This window comes from Kineosporiaceae bacterium, from assembly GCA_016713225.1.
Classification (GTDB): Bacteria; Actinomycetota; Actinomycetes; order Actinomycetales; family Kineosporiaceae; genus JADJPO01.
The window spans coordinates 167590-188118 of the sequence record JADJPO010000006.1; the positions used below are offsets into that span (position 1 = coordinate 167590).

Below are 20529 nucleotides of genomic sequence, written 5' to 3' on the forward strand. Positions count from 1 at the left end.
TGAGGGTTCTCGAGTCAGTGCCGTCGAGTCAGAGCGTCAGCAGCACCTTGCCAACATGGCCGGACGACTCGACCAAGCGATGGGCGTCGGCCGCCTGATCCAGCGGAAAGCGTTCGTGGATCACGGGTTTCACCACACCATCGGTGAGCAGCGGCCAGACGTGTTCGACCACACTGGCCACGATGGAGGCCTTCTCGTCCGCCGGACGCGACCGCAGTGAGGTCGCCAACACCGCCGCCCGCTTGGACAGCAACAACCCGAGATCGAGCTCGGCCTTGCGCCCGCCCTGCAGCCCGATCACCACCAGCCGGCCATTCGTGGCGAGCAGGGACACGTTGCGCCCCAAGTACTTCGCGCCCATGTTGTCGAGCACCACGTCTGCTCCGCGCCCTCCGGTGGCCTCGCGGACGACGTCCACGAAGTCCTGCTCGCGGTAGTTGACCAGCACCGTGGCGCCCAGTTCGGCGCAGCGGGCCAGCTTGTCGGCCGACCCGGCCGTCACCGCCACGGTGGCCCCGATCTGGCGCGCCAGTTGGATCGCCATGGTGCCGATACCGCTGGACCCGCCGTGCACCAGCAGCGTCTCGGTCGGACGCAATCGCGCCAGCATGAAGACATTGCTCCACACCGTGCAGGTGACCTCGGGCAGCGCGGCAGCGTCCACCAGCGACACCCCGGCCGGCACCGGCAGCAACTGCCCAGCCGGCACCGCGACCCGCTCGGCATAGCCGCCCCCGGCCAACAGCGCGCAGGCCTCGTCACCCACCGCCCAACCCTCGACGCCGTCCCCGACGGCGGTCACGGTGCCGCTGGCCTCCAAGCCCAGCCACTCCGGCGCCCCGGGTGGCGGTGGGTAGTGGCCCATCCGTTGCATGATGTCGGCCCGGTTCACGGCGGTGGCCGCGACGTCGAGCACCACCTCACCCGGCCCGGCCACCGGCTCGGGGACCTCGGCCACGGTCATCATCTCGGGCCCACCCGGGGCGGTCACCACGACGGCTCTCATGCTCAGGAATCTAGCCTCTGCTCACGAATCCAGGAGTGTCCGCTCGACCACAGCCAGCGCCTCGGGCGTATCGAGGTCGAGCGACTCTCGCGCGGTGACCGGCAACGTCGACAGCCCGAGCCCGGCGAGCAGCGAGCGCATCGAGGCATGGGCGGGCGGGAGTCCGGCGAGCGCCTCCGCGAGCGGGCCGCTGCGATAGACGGCGAGCAGAGGCTGGCGCACGCCGTCCGGGTCGATCCCGACCACCCCCGCCGGGTGCGCGTCGTCCGGCTCGGCTCGACCGGCGGCGACCAGTCTGACCACCGCCGTCCGGGCACACGGCATGTCCCCGGCCAGGACCACGACCAGATCGCTCGACCCGGCGAGCATCGAGAGCCCGGCGGCCAGGGCGGCGACCGGTCCGCCGCCGGCCGGTTCCTCCACCGTCCACCGCACCTGGGGGTGGGTGCGATCGATCTGTGCCCGAGCCGGGTGCGCTGACGGGGCCACGATCACCACAGGCGGGGGCGCGGCGTCGTCCGGGGCCTGGGTTGCCGCCTGGATCCCGGCCAGGCCGGCGGTCACCACGTGCAGCAGCACCGGTTGCCCGAGCAGGAGTTGGGCCGTTTTGTCCACCCCCGCCCAGCGGGTCGATCGGCCGCCGGCGACGACGATCAGGCCGACTCTGCGACCGATGGCGGACGACGGTGGCGGGCTCACCCGCGCAGTCTGCCGCCCCGCGGGTGCGGCGAACAGGTGACATCGCCCCCCAGAGGTGTGGCGAGAGCACCGAGCGTCCGACGAACACCAAGGCGCCAGGGAAGCGCTGCGCCGATGGGGAAAGGGCCTCGATGCGTCGACAGCTGGGCATTCGGTGGAAGGTTCTTGCCGTTCTGGCCCTGCCCGTCACCCTGTTGGCCGTCGTCGCGGGCAGCGAGACGCTCGATTCCCTGCACCAGGTCCGCGTCGCGCGCGAGGTCGGCGACTTCGCCGACACCCAGGATCAGGTCACCCGCACCATCACGGCCCTCCAGCGTGAACGCCTGGCGTCCATGCCGCCCACGTCGCCCCAGCTGACCACCCTGCGGGCCGCCTCCGACCGCGAGCTGGTCTCCCTGGCCAGTGCCCTGCGGGACGGCGACCTCGGGGGTGCGGTGCCTCAGGTCGCGGCCGTCATCGATCACGTCCAGAGCGTCAACGCCAAGGTTGCGGAGCAACGCCGAGCCGTGGACGGCGGCGGAAGACCCGACCGGGTGCGGTCGGGGTACTCCGAGATCATCGCCGCGGACGTCGAACTCGCCGGGGCCGTCGGCGAGGCGCTGGCCGACCGCACGCTCGCTCGCCGGTTCGCCACGGTCACCCTGCTGCATCGCGCAGTCGAAGCGGCCGCCACCGCGCAACTGGTGGGTGGTGACGCCATCGGCGCCGGTGGGGCCACCGCCGAACAGCACGCCGACCTGGCCGTGGCACTCGCCGATCACGCTCGCGCCCTGGCCGCGTTCAAGTCCAGTGGCAGCGTGGTCGAGCCGCAGGTTCAGCAGCAGGCCGTCGCGGCGGCGGCGGCCTTCCTCGAACTGGCCGGTCGCCTCCAGAGCGCCGCGGACGGCGACAGTGCCGTCACCGCCGAGATCTGGACGGCGGTCGCCGACGATCAGACCGAGGCCCTGCGTCGGTTGGCCCACGGCGTGGCGGCCGACGCGTCGACCGAGGCCCAGTCATCGGCCGAGTCGGCCGGTCAGCGCGCGGCACTGGTGACCGGCGTCGCGGTGGCCCTGGTGGGCCTGATGGTGCTGCTCGCACTGATGCAGTCCCGCCGGATCACCGCTCCGTTGCGCCGGCTGGCAGCGGTCACCACGCTCACCCGGGAGGAACTGCCGGCCGCGGTCGAGGCGATCTCGGTGAAGGGCGCGGCCTCGGCGGAGTTGCCCACGGTCGAGCAGGAGTCCGAGGACGAGGTCGGCGCTGTGGCGGCGGCCTTCGCCGAGGTGCAGGAGACCGTGCTCGACATCGCCCACCAGCAGGCGCAGTTGCGCTCCTCCCTGGCCGAGACGTTCGTCAACGTGGCCCGGCGCAATCAGGTGCTGCTTGCCCGCCAGCTGTCGTTCATCGACCGGCTCGAGCGCAGCGAAGAGGACCCGGACGTTCTGCAGAACCTCTTCCGGCTCGATCACCTGGCGACCCGCATGCGCCGCAACGCCGAGAGTCTGCTGGTGTTGGCCGGGATCGATTCCGGACGACGCGCTCGCGCGGCGATGCCGTTGACGGACGTGATCCGCACCGCGATCAGCGAGGTCGAGCACTACGAGCGGGTGCAGCTCGAGACGGGGATGAACCCGTTGGTGGTGGCCCACCTGACGCTGCCGGCCGCCCACCTGATCGCCGAGCTGATCGAGAACGCCACCAACTTCTCCGAGCCGAGTACGCCGGTGGTGGTCTCGACCCAGGGCTCGCCTCACGGCGTCCAGATCAGCGTGATCGACCAGGGGCTGGGGCTGTCACCAGAGGATCTGGCGGCCGCCAACCAGCGGCTCGCGGACGTCGACTCCACGGTGCTGGTGCCCGTCAACACCTCCGGGGTGCAGCGGCTCGGCCTGTACGTCGTCGCGCGTCTGGCGGCACGTCTCGGTGCACGGGTGTGGCTGCAGAATGCCTCCGGCAGTGGCACCGTCGCGATGGTCGAGCTGCCCGGGGTGGTGTTCGTCGAGGGCTCGACACCGGCCTCCACCGGGATCATCGATCACATCGACGTCGCCGGCGCGGAGAACCCTCCCCCCGTGATCCTGCGGCGCACCCAGGAGCCAGTGGCCGACGACCCGGAACCGGTGATGCCCGAACCGGTCGTGCCCGAACCAATCGCCAAGCCCGAACCGATCACCATGCCCGAACCGCTGGCGATGCCCGAACCCCTGGCGATGCCCGAACCCCTGGTGATGCCGGGGCCGATCGCGCCGGAAGAACCGGGGGAGTCGGCCGACACCGTCCCGCCGCTGCCTCGGCGTCGTCCGGCCACGTCTGCGGCGCCGCCGCCGCTCACCGCGCCCCTGCCCGCCGCCGGGTACGGCAGCCAGTACGGGGCCGAGCTGCCCGAAGGCACCGCCAACCAGGGCTTCCAGGTGCCGCCTCCGCCGGGGCAGTACGGCTACGAACTGACCTCCGGTCAGGTGCCGCCGGCCTCCGTCGTGGTGCCGCCTCCGCCGGCCGAGGTGGCAGAGGTCCTGCCGCCGAGTGACCCCTTCCCGCCGGCAGCGCCGCCCGCGATGCCCTCACCAGCCGCGCCCTCCCCACCCGCGCCCTCCCCACCCGCTCCGCTGGCCTCGACGATGCCGGTCACGATGGACGTGCTGCCACAGCGTCAGCAGAGCGGCTTCTCGCTCGGCCGGTTCGGACGGCGCGGTCGCGCGCAGCGGTTCGAGGACGAGCACCCCGAGCCGATTGCGCCGCTCCTGCCACCGATCGCCACGGTCAGCGAGGTGGACCAGGGATCCCGTCGCGCCCAGGGCGTGGCCCCGTCGGTCCCGTTGCCGCCGACCGAGCCGGCGTCGTCGTCCGGGCCGTCGGAGCGTGCGGAACTGGCCTCGACGGCGTTGTCCGAGCTCAGCATGCTGGCCTCGTACCGCCCGGAGGTCGGCGGCGGTTCGCCCGCCACCCTCACCAAGCGGACCCCCGCGCCCATGCCGGCCGCCGAGGTGGCGCCGTCCCCGGTGTTGCCCGAGGCCGACGTACTCGGCGTGCCCGAACCGGACTCCCGGCCGCGCACCGCCGAGGCGGTTCGCAGCACGATGTCCGGCTTCCTGCGCGGCGCGAGCGAGGGTCGCGGACTCGGCGGCATCAGCCCGCGGCAGGCGCCATCCGCGGCGTCCCTCGGTTATGGCTCCCCCCTCCCGACCACCGGCTACGGCGCACCCGCCCCGACACCGCAGGAGCACATGTGAACCCGATGGAGGACGTCGCCGACGTCGCCTGGTTGCTGGACAACTTCGTCCGCAGCGTTCCCGGCTCGCGGCATGCCCTGGTGGTCTCCGCCGACGGCCTGCTGATGGCCATGTCCACCGAACTCGACCGCACCAGTGGCGACCAGCTCGCCGCCGTGGTGGCCGGGCTGACCAGCCTGACCCGCGGCGCAGCCCGTCATCTGCGGGCCGGGGAGGTGCGGCAGTCGGTGGTCGAGATGGACGATCGATTCCTGGTGCTGATGAGCATCTCGGACGGGTCGATGCTCGCCGTGGTGGCCGACGGCGGCTGCGACATCGGCTTGATCGGCTACGAGATGGCCCTGCTGGTGACCCGGGCCGAGAGCTCGCTCACGCCGCAGCTGGTCTCGCACCTGCGGTCTCAGCTACCGGTCTCGGGGCCGGTCCGCACGGTGATCGGTGGGTGACCTGCACATGATCAAGCGAACGCCGGAGCCGCCGGAGGAACACCACGCCTCCGAGGTACGGCCCTACACCCTGACCGGCGGACGTACCCGGTCGACCGCTGGTGAGCTGCCGATGGAGACGCTGGTCGAATCGCTGGCGGCGGTGCCCTCCGGACGGACCCCCGAGGAGCGCGACATCCTCGCCTTGGCCACCAGCTCCTACACCTCGATCGCCGAGCTGTCGGCCCACACCAAACTGCCGATGGGTGTGGTGCGCGTGCTGGTCGGTGACCTCGAGGCCGCCGGCCTGCTCTACGTGCACGGACTGTCCACCGCGAACGAGGTGCCCTCACCCCTCGCCGCCACGACCCTCCTGGAGAGTGTCCTCGATGGCATCTGCGCACTCTGACCTCACCGGGTACGGCGTCTCGGCAGCCTCGGTGGAGCCGGCTCGTCCGGCCCCGATGCCCGTGCCCGCACCCCGTCACGCGAGGAGCACCCGGCCGGCCCCGCCGACGACGGTGAAGATCGTGGTGGCCGGGGGATTCGCCGTCGGCAAGACCACGTTCATCTCCTCCATCTCGGACATCGACCCGCTCTCGACCGAGGCTGCGATGACCGAGCACTCGGTGGGGGTCGACCACGCCGGGGCCGCGACGGCCACCAAGACCACCACCACGGTCGCGATGGACTTCGGCCGGATCGCGTTACCGGGCAACCTGTGGCTCTATCTGTTCGGCACCCCGGGGCAGGATCGCTTCCTGTTCATGTGGGACGACCTGATGCGCGGCGCGATCGGTTGTGTGGTGCTGGTCGACACCGACCGCCTGGACCAGTGCTTCCCGGCGGTCGACTACGTCGAGTCCCGCGGCATCCCGTTCGTGGTGGCGGTGAACTGCTTCAACGGGGTGGCCAAGCACACCCTGGACGACGTCCGCGACGCGCTGTCGATCTCGCCCGAGGTGCCCATGATGTACACCGACGCCCGGGCTCGGGCGGCGACCAAGCAGGCGCTGGTGTCGTTGGTCCAGTACGCGATGCGGCGCACCTGAGTCTCTTTCGGTAGTTATCCACAGTTTCTGATTCGCTCTGTCGCTCGTCCGGATCGGCTGGATACGGTCGAACCGATCTCGATCGATCTCGATTGATCTCGGGCGAAGCGGAGAGCATTGTGGCGCAAGGATTTGGGGCCGATACGACGGCGGCCGCCGACGTGGTGAGCGACCTGCGGTTGATCGCGGCCGAGCTGCTGTCGGTGGCCGGAACGGCCGTCATCGATTCCACGGCAACGGGTTCGGGGCAGGTGTCCGAGGCCTTGCGTCGCTTCGTCGAGGTGACGTCCGACCATCGTGAGCGGGCCATCGTCCTGATCGATGCTGCGGCCGGACGGCTGCAGGGTCTCGTCGAGGGATCCGCCGCGGTGGACGGCGTGTTGGTGGCGACGCTGGCATGACTCACTTCTCGGTGACGTTGCCGCCCAGCTGGTTCGAGTTCGACGGGTGGCGGGCGACCCATACCGGCGAGCTGGCCCGCCTGGTCGACCGGCGCCTGGAGGAGCAGCCGTCCTTGGCCCCGCTCCGCGGGAGGATCGTGCGCTCGCTGCGTGACGTCGCCGTGCAGGCCGATCGGGCAGGAGTGGTGTTCGCCGCGGCGATGGTCGAGCCGTTGACCGATCGGAATCTGTTGCTGGCCAGCGCTTTCGGTGCAGTCCAGGATGTTCCGGAGGGGGTCGGCGATCCGGATGTCGAGACGATCGCGGCCCAGATCACCTCGACGGCCGGACGCCACGTGACCATGACGGAGATACCGGCGGGGCGATGCGTCCGGGTGACGGCGGTGCAGCCGTCGGATGAGGCGGACCGCTCGGTGACCATGCAGACGTTGGTGCCCGTTCCGGGTGAGCAACGGGTGCTGAACTTCGTCATGAGCAGCCCCCATGTCGAATTGGCCGACGCGCTGCTGGACCTGTTCGACGCGGTCAGTTCGACCGTGCAGTGGAGCCCGTCCGCCGACAGCTGATCGCGGCTCACCCCAGAACCTCCGCCCGTCCGGGTCGGAGGTGGATCAAACACACCCGAAGGAGTTTCGCCATGCCCAACATCCATGTCGACTATGCCGAGTTGAGCTCGACCGCGAGCCGGTTGACCAGCGGTCAATCCGAGCTGGAGGGGCTGCTGCGGCAGCTCCACTCGGTGGTGCAGAACCTGGTCGCGTCGGGCTTCGTCACGGACCGCGCATCCCGCAGTTTCGACGAGTCCTACGCCCAGTGGACCAAGGGCGCCACCGACGTCATCGGCGGGTTGAGCGGCATGTCGCAGTTCTTGAACAAGGCCATCGCCGATCACCAGTCGCTCGACGCTCAGCTGAGCACGGGTGCCTGATCACCATGGCGGACTGGGGGATCCTCGGCCTGGGTGGTGATCCGGCACCGGGCGATACGCCGGCGGTGCGGTCTGCGGGGCAACGTTGGGCGGCGGATGCCGATGTCGCGGCGCGGTCCGTGGCCCGGCTGCGCGGCGCCTCGGGAGCAGCCGACGGCATCGGCATGGTCGGTGACTACGCCCCCGTCTTCCGGGAGGCACTGTCGACCCTTCCGGGGGAGCTGAGCGCCGTCGAACGCTCCTACCGACGATGCGGTCACGCCCTGACCACGTTCGCCGGATCACTCGACCACGCCCAGTCGTTGGCCCGGACCGCGCTTCGTCGAGGCGTTGATGCGCAGTGCGCCTACGACGGTGAGCTGCACCGGATTCGCACCGTGCTGCCGCCGACCCACGCGCTGGACCTGTCCCCGCGCGGGTTGGCGGCGCCGGCGGTCGAGGCCGGGACCGTGGGCCTGGACGAGGGGCTGCGGGGGCAGATTCGCGTCGCCGCGGCACGAGCACGCCAGGCCACGGCCGAGAAGGACGCCGCGCGCCGGCTCGCACTGCAAGCCGCCGAGGTGCGGGGCGACGCCGAGATCCGCGCGGTACGCGACCTGGACGATGCCGCCGAGGGAGTGCGCGACGCGTCGTTCTGGCAGCAGGCTTGGAACGTCGTGTCGAGCCCGTTCCGGTCGTGGGACGGCTTCGTCGACGCCTGCGGCGCACTGGCCGTCGTGCTGTCGATTGCCGCCCTGTTCTTCGGCGGGCCGGTGGTCTGGGCGTTGTTCGCCGTATCGGCGGTGCTCGCGGCCGCGACGGCGGTGAAGGTCGCCCAGCATCGGGCGGGCGTCGGTGAGTTGGCGTGGTCGATGCTCGGGGTGATCCCCGGCGGGGCCGTGCTGGGCCGGGCGCGGTTGCTGTTGGCCGCCGGGCCGGTTGCGCGCTTCGTGGCGCCGCTGCGCCGACTACAGGCCATGGCCCGCACCGGCGCGGGGCGCTCGTGGGGTTCGGTGCGACGAGGAGCGATGACGACGCTGTCGTCGCTGCGCCGCACCGTCACCAAGGACCCGATCGACCTGGCCTCGGGTGAGGTGGTGCTCACCCAGGTCGACCTGTCGCTGCCCGGTGCGCTGCCGTTGCTGCTGAAGCGGACTCACGTGTCGTCGTATCGCAGCGGGCGCTGGTTCGGGCCGAACTGGGCGTCGAGTCTGGACGAACACCTCGAGATCGACTCTGGCGTGGTGCACTTCGCGCGGGCCGACGGCAGCGTGCTGACCTTTCCCCTGCCGACTCGGGGCGAGGTGTCGCGTCCGGTCGCGGGTGAGCAGCTCGAGTTGACTCGCGTCGAGGCCGGGTATGTGGTGACCGACCCGCGTAGCGGGGTGTCGTCCTGGTTCGGCCGCCCTCAGGCAGGGGACGGGCCGGACGCCGCCCTGATGGCGATCGTCGATCGCAACGGGCACCGGATCGACGTCGACTACGGCGGTGACGGTCAACTGCTCGGGCTGCGGCACTCCGGTGGGTATCACGTCGTCCTCGACACCGCCGACGAACGGGTGCACGCCATCTCGCTGTTGCGCGCCGGCGGTGATCTCCTCCGGGTGGTGGCCTTCGGCTACGACGAGGCGGGGCGGTTGGCCGCGGTGGTGAACTCCTCGGGGCTGCCGCTGCGGTTCGAGTACGACGACGCCGGGCGGATGACCCGGTGGGAGGACCGCAACGGCAATTGGTATGCCTACTCCTACGACGAGCTGGGCCGGTGTGTGCAGGGCAGCGGGATCGGCGGGGTGCTCGACTGCACCCTCGAGTTCGACCCTGGGCAGCGCCGGACGACGTACACCGACTCGTTGGGCCAGGTCACCACCTACCGGATGAACGAGGCCGGGCGGGTGATCTCGGTGACCGACCCGCTCGGTGGGGTGGAACTCACGGACTGGGATGCGTTCGACCAGGTCGTCTCGCACACCGACGCACACGGTGCCACCACGCGCTACGACTATGCCCCGGGCGGCGTCGACCTGGTCGGCGTGCGGCGGGCCGATGGCGCCCGGGTGCAGGTCACCTACGAGGCGCATCTGCCGGTGGACGTGGTCGAGGCGGACGGGTTGGTGTGGCGGTACCGGCGCGACGAACGCGGCAACCTGGTCGAGGTCATCGATCCGACGGGGGCCTCGGTGCAGTACCTCCGGCGGGACGACGGGTGCGTGGTCACCGTGGTCGATCCGTTGGGTCATCGCGTCGAGATCGAGCCGAATCCAGCCGGCTTGCCGACTCGTATCGATGCGGGAGTGGGCCGGACGGTGTTGCGACGCGATGCCTTCGGCCGCCTGACCTCGGTCGAGGGGCCGGCGGGCGTCGTCCAGACCGCCACGTACTCCCCGGAGGGGTGGCTGACCACGCTCGGTTCGCCCGGCGGCGAGCTGGAGTCCTGGGTTCACGACGGCGAGGGCAACGTCGTGCAGCATCGGGACGGCGCCGGGCGGCTGACGCGTACCGAGTACGGGTGGTTCGACCAGCCGTCGGCGGTGATTCGGCCCGACGGATCACGCCTGAGCGTGCAGCACGACAGCGAGTTGCGCCTGACCGCCCTGGTCGATCCGCTCGGGCGGGAGTGGACCTACGCGTACGACGCCGCGGGACGCCTGGTGCGCGAGCAGGACGTCAACGGCCGTGAACTGCGCTACCGGCGCGATGCGGTGGGCCGGGTGGTGTCACGCATCAATCCGCTGGGCCAGCAGGTCGGCTACCGCTGGGACGTGCTGGGCCGGCTGGTGGTCAAGGACGTCGCCGGGGTGCGCACCGAGTTCGGCTACGACCTGATGGGTCGACTGGTGTCGAGCACCGGTCCGGACACCGCGTTGACGATCGAACTCGATGCGCTCGGCCGGGTGGTCGCCGAGAGCTGGGACGGGCGGCGGGTCGACGTCGCATTCGATGCGGCGGGCCACAGGGTCTCGCGGGTGACACCCAGCGGCGCCCGGAGCACGTGGTCGTTCGACGCGGTCGGGCAGCCGCTGGAGTTGTCGACGGCGGGACGGAGTGTCGCCTTTCGGCACGACGCCGCCGGGCGCGAGGTGGGGCGCCGGGTGGGCGGCCTGCGGCTCGGCCAGGAGTGGAACGCGGCCGGGCAGTTGGTGGCGCAGTACCTCGGTGACGAGCCGGCCGGCGAGCCTGCTCAGCTGCGCAGCTACCGGTACGCGGGTGCGTCGCGGCTCGTGGGCGTCACCGATCGGCTTCGTGGGCTGCGCGAGTTCACCCTGGATGCGCTCGATCGGGTCATCGCTGTCGCCTCCGACGCCGGGTGTGAGGACTACGGCTACGACCCGGCCGGCACTCTGGCGCTCGGCGTGTGGCCCGGCCGCCGGGACGGTGGCTCGCCGGGAGGTGAACGCCGGGTGGTGGGCACGATGATCCGGCGGGCGGGCGACGTCCGGTGCCACCACGATCGGGCCGGCCGGGTGACGACGCGGCGGGTGGCCGGCGCGTCCGGTGAGGACCGGGTGTGGCGCTACGCCTGGGACGCCGAGGATCGTCTGGTTGCCGTGCTCGATCCGGACGGCGGGCGGTGGCGCTACCGCTACGACGGACTCGGCCGGCGCGTGGCCAAGCAGCGTCTCGGCGAGGACGACACCGTGCTCGCCGAGGAGACGTTCGTCTGGGACGGCGTGCGCCTCGCCGAGCACGTGGCGTCCGACGGGCGGGTGACGACGTGGGACTGGCACCCCGATCGGCACCAGCCCGTGACCCAGGTGCAGCGCGAGCCGTCCGGGGGACGTCCCAGCGGGGACGTCAGTGGCGACGCGGACGAGCAGGACTGGTTCGACGTCGAGTTCTACGCCATCGTCACCGACCTGATCGGCACCCCGACCGAGCTGGTGGACGACGCCGGTCAGGTGGTCTGGCACAGCCGCACCACGCTCTGGGGTGCTTCGGCCGACGACGAGTCGGAGCCGTTGTGCCCGTTGAGATTCCCGGGCCAGTACCGCGACACCGAGACCGGCCTCGACTACACCCTGCACCGCTACTACGACCCGCTGGTCGGTGCGTTCCTCAGCCCTGATCCGCTGGGGCTGCAGCCGGGGCCGAACCCTCACAGCTACGTCCCCAACCCCACCACGTGGACCGATCCGCTCGGACTGACCCCGTGCCGGCCATTGGGGTTCGCCAGCGCCGAGGAATTCGAGAACTTCGGGCGGCAGTTGTATGCCGGGCTCGACCAAGCTGGTCATGCCGGGACGACGGCGGTCTTCCAGGGCAGCTCGGTGACGGGATTCAAGTTCACGACGGGTGAGCCCTTCGACGTGGGACGGCTCAGTGACTTCGACATCAGCCTGGTCGGTCGTCCACTCCTGGAGCGGGCCGTCGACCTCGGATCGGCGACCCGATCCAGGGGTATGAGGACGGCGCCCCTCACGGAGGCAATCTTGGGGGATCTCGGGCTCGCTGACACCTGGCAGGGGCTGGAGAGATTGGCCGGTCGAGATGTGCACTTCATGGCCTACCGGTCGATCGAGAATGCCTTGGGTCGAGGGCCCGGAATCGTCGTACCACGATGAGACGGAGTGAGGTCTGATGCGCACCCTGGCGTTCGGTTCCCGTGATGACATGGACACGACACAACGTCGCATCGCGGCAGCCTTGGGAGTCACCTTTGCCTTGCACGACAGCTTCTTCTTTGGCGGTGACTATTACTTGGCCAAGTCCGACCACTTGCGCATCAGCGTGCAGCGCAACTTCGTCGAGGATGACGGCGATCTCACTCGGCCCGAGCTGCCCGAACACCAAGTTGTCGTCTACATCACGCAAAAGAATGACGACTCGCCTTTGGACGCTGCGGCCATGGGGCTCGACCCCAGCCCGTCGTAGGGGGTCTGATCACTCGCTCGAGGCGCCGATGGTCCGGGCGATCTCGGAAGGCAGCGGATAGGGCCGCTCGGCGGGGAGGAGGGCGGGGTTGTCGGTGACAGCATGCTGCACCTCGCGCGCCTGCTCGGTGATGTCGGTGAGGCGCACGATCCAGTCGTCCACGTAGGCCGGCACCACCGCCTCGCCGAGTCCGACCTGGAGCGAGCGCCAGGGGAGTGGCTCGAAGGTGGCCGTGCGCTCCGGATCCCACTGGACCCGCACCGGGCTGAGGGCCTTGCGGTGCTGCCAGGTCTCGTCGTCGGGGTAGACCTCGGCATCGAAGTGGCTCAGGCAGGCCTGCGACAGCGCCGACTCGAATCCCGCCCGGGTGATGTCGATGGCCAGGATGCGTTCCTGCCCCGGCTTGGTACCCCATCCGCAGCGGTACATCATCCACAGGAACGAGGGTTTGATCCACGTCATGCGATCGCGCTTGAACGGCGCCACGAACCGCCCAGCGGCCACCGCCGCCCCCGCGATCGAGGGTGAATAGGCCTGGTACACCCGCACCGTGTCCTCGTCGAACAGGGCCCGAACCTGGCGCATCGGCGGGGTGATCACGAGGCCAAACCTAGCCAGCCGATCGCCCAAAGACCCGAAATGGCCGCTATCCGGCCGCCACAGCAGCCGATTCGGGTCTTTGGGCGAGGACTCGAGTGGGCTGAGGCGGGTCGACGTCAGTGGGTGGTCAGCAGTCGGCGGGTGCCTGGGCCACCTGGATCAGGGTTGCGCTGCGCCCCGAGGCGAGATAGCCCCGACCGGGCGGAGCGGCGACGAGCTGGTCTGCCTCCAACGTCAGGCCGTGCTCGCGGGCATCCTGGAGCCGGGTCGGGGTGAGCAGCAGCCGGTGGCCGGACTCGATCGCCCGCTCCACCAGTGGTGTGATGCCGCGCCGCCGGCGGTTGAGCACGGCCAGCCCGTCGCCGGCCATCACCAGACAGCGCCGCCCCAGGGCCTCGTCCGCGATCTCCTCCAGCAGGCTCGGCAGGTCCTCGAAGCCCTGCGCGGTGGGCTTCACGGACACCTGATGCACGTCGTCCACCAGCACGGCGTAGCGGGCGCCCAGGCGTTCGGCAGCGCACCGCAGGGCGGCGTCGTCCACGGCCGGCCCGCGCACCACCTCGACCAACCCGGACGCCGCGACGTCGGCCAACGGTGAGCGGGCCGACGCGATCAGCAGCACCGGAATCCCCACTCTCACCAGGCCCTCGAGCAGGGTGCGCAGCGTGGTCGAGCGGCCCGACCGGGGCGGCCCGGAGATCATCATCACCGACGGCCCCTCGTCGAACAGCTGCACCGAGACCGGCTCGACCGACGGTCCGCCGACACCCACGACCACGCTGCCCGGAGTGCCATCGGTGTCAGCCTTCAGCTCGGTCAGGTCAACCTGCGCCGGCAGCGCCGGAATCGGCGTCACGGTCGAGCCGGTCCACGACATCGCCTGCAACGACTCCGTCACCAGGTCCTCGGCCGACACTTCCGTCAGGCAGAGCTGCACGTGGTGCCCGGTCGCGGCGTCCACGGCCCGCCCCGGCAGCACCGGCGGCAGCGTCGTGCCGGACGCCACGCAGGCACGCCGGTCCTCCTCCCGCGGGAAGGGCAGCACCAGGCGCCGCTGGTACTGCTCGGCCACCTTGCTGCTCGCCAGGGCCGGCCCGCCGATGGCCACCACGTGCACCCCCACGGTCACCCCGACCGCGATCACCTCGCGCAACGTGGTGAGCAGGCTGGTCTCGACGAACGCCGGGTCGGCCCGGTTCTCGAACACCTCCCAGCCGTCGATCACGACCACGATCGGTGGCCCCACCGCCAGCCCGGTCCCGTTGTCGGACAGCCGAACCCAGCGCCGGCGTTCCACCTCGCCCGCGAGCCACTGCACCAAACGCCGCACCCGGTCCGGCTCGGCGGCCGAGATCACAGCCCCGCACTGCGGCAGCCGGGCCCAGGCCGCCAACCCCGACGGCACCCGCTCGACGACGTACAGGTGCACCTGATCGGGCCGAAACCGTTGCGCCAGAGCCGTGATCAGAGTGCGAGCGAACGTCGTCCGGCCGGTCTGCGAGCCACCGCACACCAGCACCCGATCCGTCCCCGCCAGATCGAGGACGGCGCGTGGCTGGCGCTGGCGCTCCGGCTCGTCGACCACCCCGAACGGAACGGCTGACGGCGTATCCCCGGGTGCGGTACCGATGATCTCGGCCAGCTCGATCCGGTCGGCCAGGGGCGGCAACACCGGACGGAACGGGGCCACGAACCCCTGCGCCGCCCGCTCGATCGCGGCGATCACCAGGTCCTGATCCGTTGGCCCCGACGTCGACTCGACCACCTGGGCGCGCGGCAGCCCGACCACCGACCACGCCACCTGGCGCACGCTCACCGGCGGCGGCCCCTGGTCGCGGGCCGATCCACCGAGGTAGCCGGACTGGAAGGTCCGGGGCAATCGCACCTCGTCCGTGGTGCACAAGATCAGCCCGCGCCCCCGCAGCCGCCCCGGGATGCCCGCCGCCTCGGGTGAGTCCAGCACCTCGACGCTGTCGGCCGCCTCGTTCTGGCGCAACGAGATCCGCAGTGTGATGTTGTTCCTCAGCTCGGGCGACAGCTTGCCCTGCAGCGACTGGGTGGCCAGCACCAGGTGCATCCCCAGTGAGCGCCCCTTGGCGGCGACGTTCACCAGCTCCTTCAGGAAGTCGCCGTCCACCTCGAGCACCCGGGCGAACTCGTCGAAGACGACCACCAACCGAGGCAGCGCTGGCATCGCCGGCAGCGTCGATGACGACTCACCGCCGTTCGCGTGGCGCGCCGTCCAGTAGTCATCGATCTCGCCCCCGAACGGGGCCAGGATCGACTCGCGCCGAGCGACCTCGGTGCGCACCGACGCCAGCACCCGCTGCGCCGCCGCCTGATCGAAGACCTCGGCCGCGGTGCGCCCGGTCGATCGGATCAGCGACACCACGTGCGGACACCGCTCGAACGGCAGGAACGCGCTGCCGCCCTTGAAGTCCACCAACACCAGGTTCAGTTCGTCGGGCGCATTGGCCAGCAACAGCGAGGTCACGAATGTCTGCAGCAGAATGCTCTTGCCCGCCCCGGTGGCCCCACCCAGCATCGTGTGCGGCCCCTGGCGCGCGAGGTCGACGTACACCACGCCCTCGGCATCCGCCCCCAGGGGAACCCGCGTCGTCGGCCCGGACTCCTTGCGCCACAACGAGAGAACGTGCCCCGGAGTGAACGACGCCGGCAGATCGACCAGGTCGGTGAACCGCACCGGGAACGGCACCGCTCGCCCTGCCGTGGCCAACAGCAGCCGGTCGCGCAGCGGACACAACGCCCGCGCCACCTGCTCGGCCTGCAGCGGCGTACACCCCTCGGCCAGCGCGATGATCGGCGCCTCACTGCGGGCGCGGGTGACGCTCACCCGCGACAGCGCCCCCCGCCCGCCGGACAGCCCCGGGATCGCCGTGGCGGCCTCGAGCCGACACTGCGCCCGCGCCTCGTGCAGCGAGCCGACGTCCGTGCACAGGGTGTAGACGCCCACGCCCGGCCCGTCGCGCAGCACCTCCTTCATGCCGCTGAGCTCGCGCAGGTTCAGCGCCCCGATCAGCACCACCACGACGTCGTCGAACCGCACCCCGCCGGACGCCGCGTCGTCCCGCCGGCGCCGCCGCTGCTCGACCAGCTCGCGCAGCTCCGCCGCCCGCCGCAGCCGGGTGTCGGCGGTGGTGCCCACCTGCAGCGACCCGCCGTCGTCCCCGGCGTTCAGGTGCGGCAACCAGCGGACCCACTCCCAGGCGGCGCCGTCGTCCGCCGTGATCAGCACGAGCTGCAGGTCCTCCGGCGAACGCAGCGTGGCCAGCTGCAGCACCAGCCAGCGCGCCATCGCCGCCGTCGGCGCCGGTGCTCCGACCAGGCTGAGCACCCCCGCCGCTCGCAGGTCGACCGTGACCGGCGCCTGCGGCACGATCGGCTCGGGCAGCAGTGGCCACGCCTCGCCGTCCAGCTGGATCTGGGCGGGCTGATCGGCGGTGCCGACCCGCAGCACCAGCGCATCGTCGGAGTCGACCGTCCGGGGCCACAGACCGGCGCTGGTGCCGTCCGCGAGATCCATCACCTCGCTCACCCCCGGAGCGGCGCGTCGACGCAGCTCGCCCTCACGGGTGACGTGACCGGTGATCTGCCGTGCCGCCTCGGCCCGCCGGGCGGCCACGTCGGCCTCGCGCGCCTGCCGTTGGCGACGCTCGAGCAGCAGGTGGCCCACCCCACCGATCGGCCCGAGCACCGCCATCAGCAGGAAGAACACCTGGTGCATCAGCAACGCCAGCGCCCCGGCTGCCAGCATCGGCAACATGAAGGTCAGCACCGTCGCCCAGACCGCCCGCACGTGCTGCTCAGCCGCCGGTAGCCGGACGACGAGCGGTGCGATGCCCGGCGTGGGGGCGAACGAGCGGTCGAAGTAGAGCCGGCCGTCCTCGCGCCGAGCGGCGCGGCGTCCCTCGTGGCGTGGTGACCAGATCAGGGTGGTGGCGCCGACGAGCAGGTCCTCGCCGGGCGCGAGGCGTCGGGCGTCGTCCGAGCTGCCGGGTGCGACCGTCAACTCGCCGGCCGGGCTCACCGACACTCGCACCGGCCGGTGTCGAGCCGCCTCGGGGTCACCCGGCAGCGGCAGCGTCGCCTGCGGAGGGCGTCCCACGGTGTACTCACCCGGGCGCAGCCGGAACGAGGCCCCCGCGGCCGGCCCCCGGACGGCGCGCAGCGTGCCGACGGCGCCGGCTCGCTCGTGTGCGGGCCGAGGCCCGGGTGCGCCGCGCGACAGGTGGCAGCCCGGTGTGAGGGGGGAGTCGGCGAACGTCGTCCGGGGGTCGAGTGGGACCTCGCCGACGAACCAGCTCGGCGCTGGCGCACCACGGTGGCCCTCGCCCGGCGGCAGCGCCTGCAGCAGCTCGGCGATCGAACTCGCCGGTGCGGCCTCGAGCTCGACGTGGCCCACCACGCGGCGGGCCGCCGGGTCCCACAGGGTGACGCTCGTGATCTGGCACGTTGGCACCGCTCACCCCCCCGGCCCGTTCGAAACGGCCGCCAGTCTACGAGCCGATCACGGGGGATATGTCCGGCTCGACCCAGCCTGTGGACAAACCCCGTTAGCCTGGGTGAGTGGAGCGCGCTGAACTACGCATCAGCACTGGACGACGACTGGTCACCGACGTGACCGACGAGGTCACCACATTCTGCCGAGGGCGGGGCGACGGGTTGGTGCACGTCTTCGTGCCGCACGCCACCGCCGGGGTCGCACTGATCGAGACCGGCTCGGGCAGCGAGTCCGACCTGGCCGACGCCCTCGCCCGGTTGCTGCCCCGCGAGGACATCTACCGGCACCGCCACGGCTCGCTGGGTCACGGTGGTGATCACGTGATGCCGGCCTTCGTGGCGCCGTCGCTGAGTGTGCCGGTGGACGACGGGGTGCCGGCCCTGGGTACGTGGCAGAGCATCGTGGTGATCGACCCGAACGTCGACAATGCCATCCGGCAGGTGCGGCTGTCGTTCCTGCCCGGCTGAGAAACCTGCCCGCCCGGCCGAGGAAGGTGGGGAGGTGTGGGTTGGCGCACGCCGGCGGCCCTGCCGAGGGGCGTTTGCGCTGGTAACCTCGCCGCTGTCGGAGTTCGGCTGCCGCCTGCGCACCCGGACCTCGATGGCACAGCAGCAGCGAAGCCGGTGTGATTCCGGCGCTGTCCCGCAACTGTGAGCCGCCCGGCGGCGCGATCCCCGCGTCATCCGGACGGCGAGCCAGGTCGCCTGCCCTGTGTCGACGTCCTCGACCCCGAGGTGATGGGTCGCGCGTCGGGCGAGGGACCCGAGTGCGTCCCCGCCCCAGATAGACGGAGATCTTCATGCGTCCCAGTTCTCGGCGGAGCCGGATCGGCCTCGCTCTCATCGCCCCCGCAGTGCTGGCTCTGGCCGGTTGTGTGGGCACCACCTCGACCGGTGTTGCGGAGGCGCCGTCGGCCAGCGCGTCGTCCAGCGCTGCGGCGGCCTTCCCGGTGACGGTCACCGGCGCCAACGGACCGGTCACCCTGCAGGCGGCCCCCGAGCAGATCGTGGTCATGGGCCCGAGCGCCACCGAGACCCTGTTCGCCATCGGCGCCGGCACTCAGGTCGAGGCCGTCGACGACCAGTCCACCTACCCGGCGGAGGCGCCCAAGACCAAGCTGTCGGCGTTCCAGCCGAACGCCGAGGCGGTCGCGGCCTACAAGCCCGACCTGGTCGTGGTCAGCAACGACGCCAACGGTCTGGTCGCCTCGCTGACCAAGCTGAAGATCCCCGCCCTGGTGCTGCCCGCTCCGAAGAACCTCGACGAGGCCTACGAGCAGATGCGCACCCTGGGTAAGGCCACCGGCCACGCGGACGACGCCGAGAAGGTCGTCACGACCACCAAGGAGCGCATCGCCAAGGCCGTCGCCTCGGTGCCTGCCTCGGCCAAGGGCAAGAAGGTCTACCACGAGCTCGATCAGACGTTCTACAGCGTCACCAGCACCACGTTCATCGGCACGGTGTACGCGCAGTTGGGCCTGACCAACATCGCGGACGCCGCCAAGGACGCCGCGGCCTCGGGTGGCTACCCGAAGCTGTCGCCCGAGTACGTCGTGACCGCCGCGCCGGACCTGATCGTGTTGGCGGACACCAAGTGTTGCCAGCAGGACGCCGCCACGGTGGCGAAGCGTCCCGGGTTCGCCGCGTTGCCCGCGGTGACGAAGGGCGCCGTGCTGGCCGCGGACGACGACATCGCCTCGCGCTGGGGGCCGCGGATCGCCGACTTCGCCGAGGCCGTGGCCGCCGAAGTGCAGAAACTCACCTGATCCGTAGCTGAGAAACGACCGACAACGGAGGGTCCGATGGGCCTGATGCAGCAGCGCCGCCCGGTGGCCCTGGCCGCCGCCGGGGCGCTGCTGTTCGTCGCCCTGTTGATCGGCACCAGCCTGGGGGCGATCGCCTTGTCGCCCTCCGGCATCGTCTCGTCGGTGCTGCACTCGCTCGGGATTCGGGTCGGTAACCCGTTGCCCGACACCGAGTTCAACCTGCTGATGCAGATCCGCATGCCACGGGTGGTGCTGGCCGCCATGGTCGGCGGCATGCTCGCGCTGGCCGGGGCCTCGTATCAAGGGGTGTTCCGCAACCCGCTGGCCGACCCCTATCTGTTGGGGGCGGCGGCGGGTGCGGGATTGGGCGCCACCGTGGTGATCGCCTACTCGCCCAGCGGGATCGGGCCGATTGCGACGTTGCCGATGGCGGCCTTCGTCGGAGCGCTGACCGGTGTCGGGTTGTCGTATGCCCTGGGTGCCGTGGCGGCTCGACACGGCGGTGGCAGCGCGACGCTGTTGCTGGCGGGGGTTGCGGTCACCGCGTTTCTCACCGCGATCCAGACCCTGGTGCAACAAGCCAAATCCGAGAGTCTGCGGCAGGTCTACTCGTGGATCCTCGGTCAGCTCGGCGCCGGCCATTGGGACGAGGTGCGCCTGGTGCTGCCCTACATGGTCGGCTCGACCCTGGTGCTGTTGTTCGCCGGGCGCGCGCTCGACGTCCTCGCGGTCGGGGACGACGAGGCCATCACCCTGGGCGTGCACCCGCGCCGGGTGCGGTTCGTCGTCCTGCTCGCCGCCTCGCTGGGGACGGCGTCCGCGGTGGCGGTCAGCGGCCTGATCGGGTTCGTCGGGCTGGTGGTGCCGCACATCGTGCGGCGGTTGGCCGGTAGCTCCTACCGCAGCGTGCTGCCGCTGTCGCTGCTGACCGGCGGGGCGTTCCTGGTGCTCGCCGACCTGGTCGCGCGCACCGTGCTCTCGCCCGCCGAACTGCCCATCGGGGTGGTGACCGCGTTCGTCGGGGCGCCGTTCTTCGCGGCGTTGCTGCGGGTCGGCGGCGGCTCGTCGTGA

At 71.3% G+C, this 20529-nt stretch carries 16 protein-coding genes and 1 riboswitch; of the genes, 12 read left to right on the forward strand and 4 right to left on the reverse strand.

Annotated elements, in window-relative coordinates:
* Window positions 1-28: 28 nt before the first annotated feature.
* Window positions 29-1006 carry an NAD(P)H-quinone oxidoreductase gene (locus IPK24_21180; GenBank protein MBK8078002.1) on the reverse strand — a complete coding sequence of 326 codons (978 nt, stop codon included), beginning with the start codon at window positions 1004-1006 and terminating at the stop codon, window positions 29-31.
* A 21-nt stretch (window positions 1007-1027) separates the two neighbouring features.
* The gene (locus tag IPK24_21185) at window positions 1028-1705 is read right to left on the reverse strand and encodes an NTP transferase domain-containing protein (protein MBK8078003.1); all 678 of its coding nucleotides are present in this window, start codon (window positions 1703-1705) and stop codon (window positions 1028-1030) included.
* Between the two features lie 131 nt (window positions 1706-1836).
* Between IPK24_21185 and IPK24_21190 the strand changes: the two genes are divergently transcribed.
* The 9 genes from IPK24_21190 (at window position 1837) to IPK24_21230 (ending at window position 12571) form a co-directional block, all read left to right on the forward strand.
* A complete protein-coding gene (locus IPK24_21190; protein MBK8078004.1) occupies window positions 1837-4917 on the forward strand; it encodes a nitrate- and nitrite sensing domain-containing protein in 3081 nt (1026 codons plus the stop codon).
* A gap of 5 nt (window positions 4918-4922) precedes the next feature.
* The gene (locus tag IPK24_21195; GenBank protein ID MBK8078005.1) at window positions 4923-5363 is read left to right on the forward strand and encodes a roadblock/LC7 domain-containing protein; all 441 of its coding nucleotides are present in this window, start codon (window positions 4923-4925) and stop codon (window positions 5361-5363) included.
* 7 nt (window positions 5364-5370) lie between these two features.
* Complete coding sequence (locus IPK24_21200; protein ID MBK8078006.1) at window positions 5371-5751, forward strand: DUF742 domain-containing protein; 381 nt, start codon at window positions 5371-5373, stop codon at window positions 5749-5751.
* Window positions 5752-5806: 55 nt separating this feature from the next.
* Entirely contained in the window at window positions 5807-6394 is a 588-nt protein-coding gene (locus IPK24_21205; GenBank protein MBK8078007.1) for an ATP/GTP-binding protein, read from the forward strand.
* 119 nt (window positions 6395-6513) lie between these two features.
* Complete coding sequence (locus IPK24_21210; protein ID MBK8078008.1) at window positions 6514-6795, forward strand: hypothetical protein; 282 nt, start codon at window positions 6514-6516, stop codon at window positions 6793-6795.
* On the forward strand, window positions 6792-7361 hold the full coding sequence (locus tag IPK24_21215) for a hypothetical protein (GenBank protein MBK8078009.1): 570 nt from the start codon (window positions 6792-6794) through the stop codon (window positions 7359-7361). The genes IPK24_21210 and IPK24_21215 overlap by 4 nt, the downstream gene beginning before the upstream one ends.
* Before the next feature lie 71 nt (window positions 7362-7432).
* Window positions 7433-7723 (forward strand): WXG100 family type VII secretion target, encoded by a 291-nt coding sequence (locus IPK24_21220; GenBank protein MBK8078010.1) that lies wholly within the window; start codon window positions 7433-7435, stop codon window positions 7721-7723.
* Window positions 7724-7728: 5 nt separating this feature from the next.
* Window positions 7729-12261, forward strand: coding sequence for an RHS domain-containing protein (locus tag IPK24_21225; GenBank protein ID MBK8078011.1), 4533 nt, complete (start codon window positions 7729-7731; stop codon window positions 12259-12261).
* Between the two features lie 16 nt (window positions 12262-12277).
* Entirely contained in the window at window positions 12278-12571 is a 294-nt protein-coding gene (locus tag IPK24_21230) for a hypothetical protein (protein MBK8078012.1), read from the forward strand.
* A 9-nt stretch (window positions 12572-12580) separates the two neighbouring features.
* On the opposite strand, the gene IPK24_21235 is transcribed toward IPK24_21230, so the two are convergent.
* Both IPK24_21235 and IPK24_21240 read right to left on the reverse strand, forming a co-directional pair.
* Window positions 12581-13156 carry a DUF4291 domain-containing protein gene (locus IPK24_21235; protein ID MBK8078013.1) on the reverse strand — a complete coding sequence of 192 codons (576 nt, stop codon included), beginning with the start codon at window positions 13154-13156 and terminating at the stop codon, window positions 12581-12583.
* A 142-nt stretch (window positions 13157-13298) separates the two neighbouring features.
* A complete protein-coding gene (locus IPK24_21240; protein ID MBK8078014.1) occupies window positions 13299-17636 on the reverse strand; it encodes a hypothetical protein in 4338 nt (1445 codons plus the stop codon).
* A 122-nt stretch (window positions 17637-17758) separates the two neighbouring features.
* Here IPK24_21240 and IPK24_21245 point away from each other — a divergent pair, with 122 nt between their 5' ends.
* The 3 genes from IPK24_21245 (at window position 17759) to IPK24_21255 (ending at window position 20529) form a co-directional block, all read left to right on the forward strand.
* On the forward strand, window positions 17759-18160 hold the full coding sequence (locus IPK24_21245; GenBank protein MBK8078015.1) for a YjbQ family protein: 402 nt from the start codon (window positions 17759-17761) through the stop codon (window positions 18158-18160).
* Between the two features lie 152 nt (window positions 18161-18312).
* Window positions 18313-18393: riboswitch (cobalamin riboswitch) on the forward strand.
* Window positions 18394-18492: 99 nt separating this feature from the next.
* Window positions 18493-19458 (forward strand): ABC transporter substrate-binding protein, encoded by a 966-nt coding sequence (locus tag IPK24_21250; protein ID MBK8078016.1) that lies wholly within the window; start codon window positions 18493-18495, stop codon window positions 19456-19458.
* A gap of 45 nt (window positions 19459-19503) precedes the next feature.
* Window positions 19504-20529, forward strand: a complete 1026-nt coding sequence (locus IPK24_21255; GenBank protein ID MBK8078017.1) for an iron ABC transporter permease — start codon at window positions 19504-19506, stop codon at window positions 20527-20529.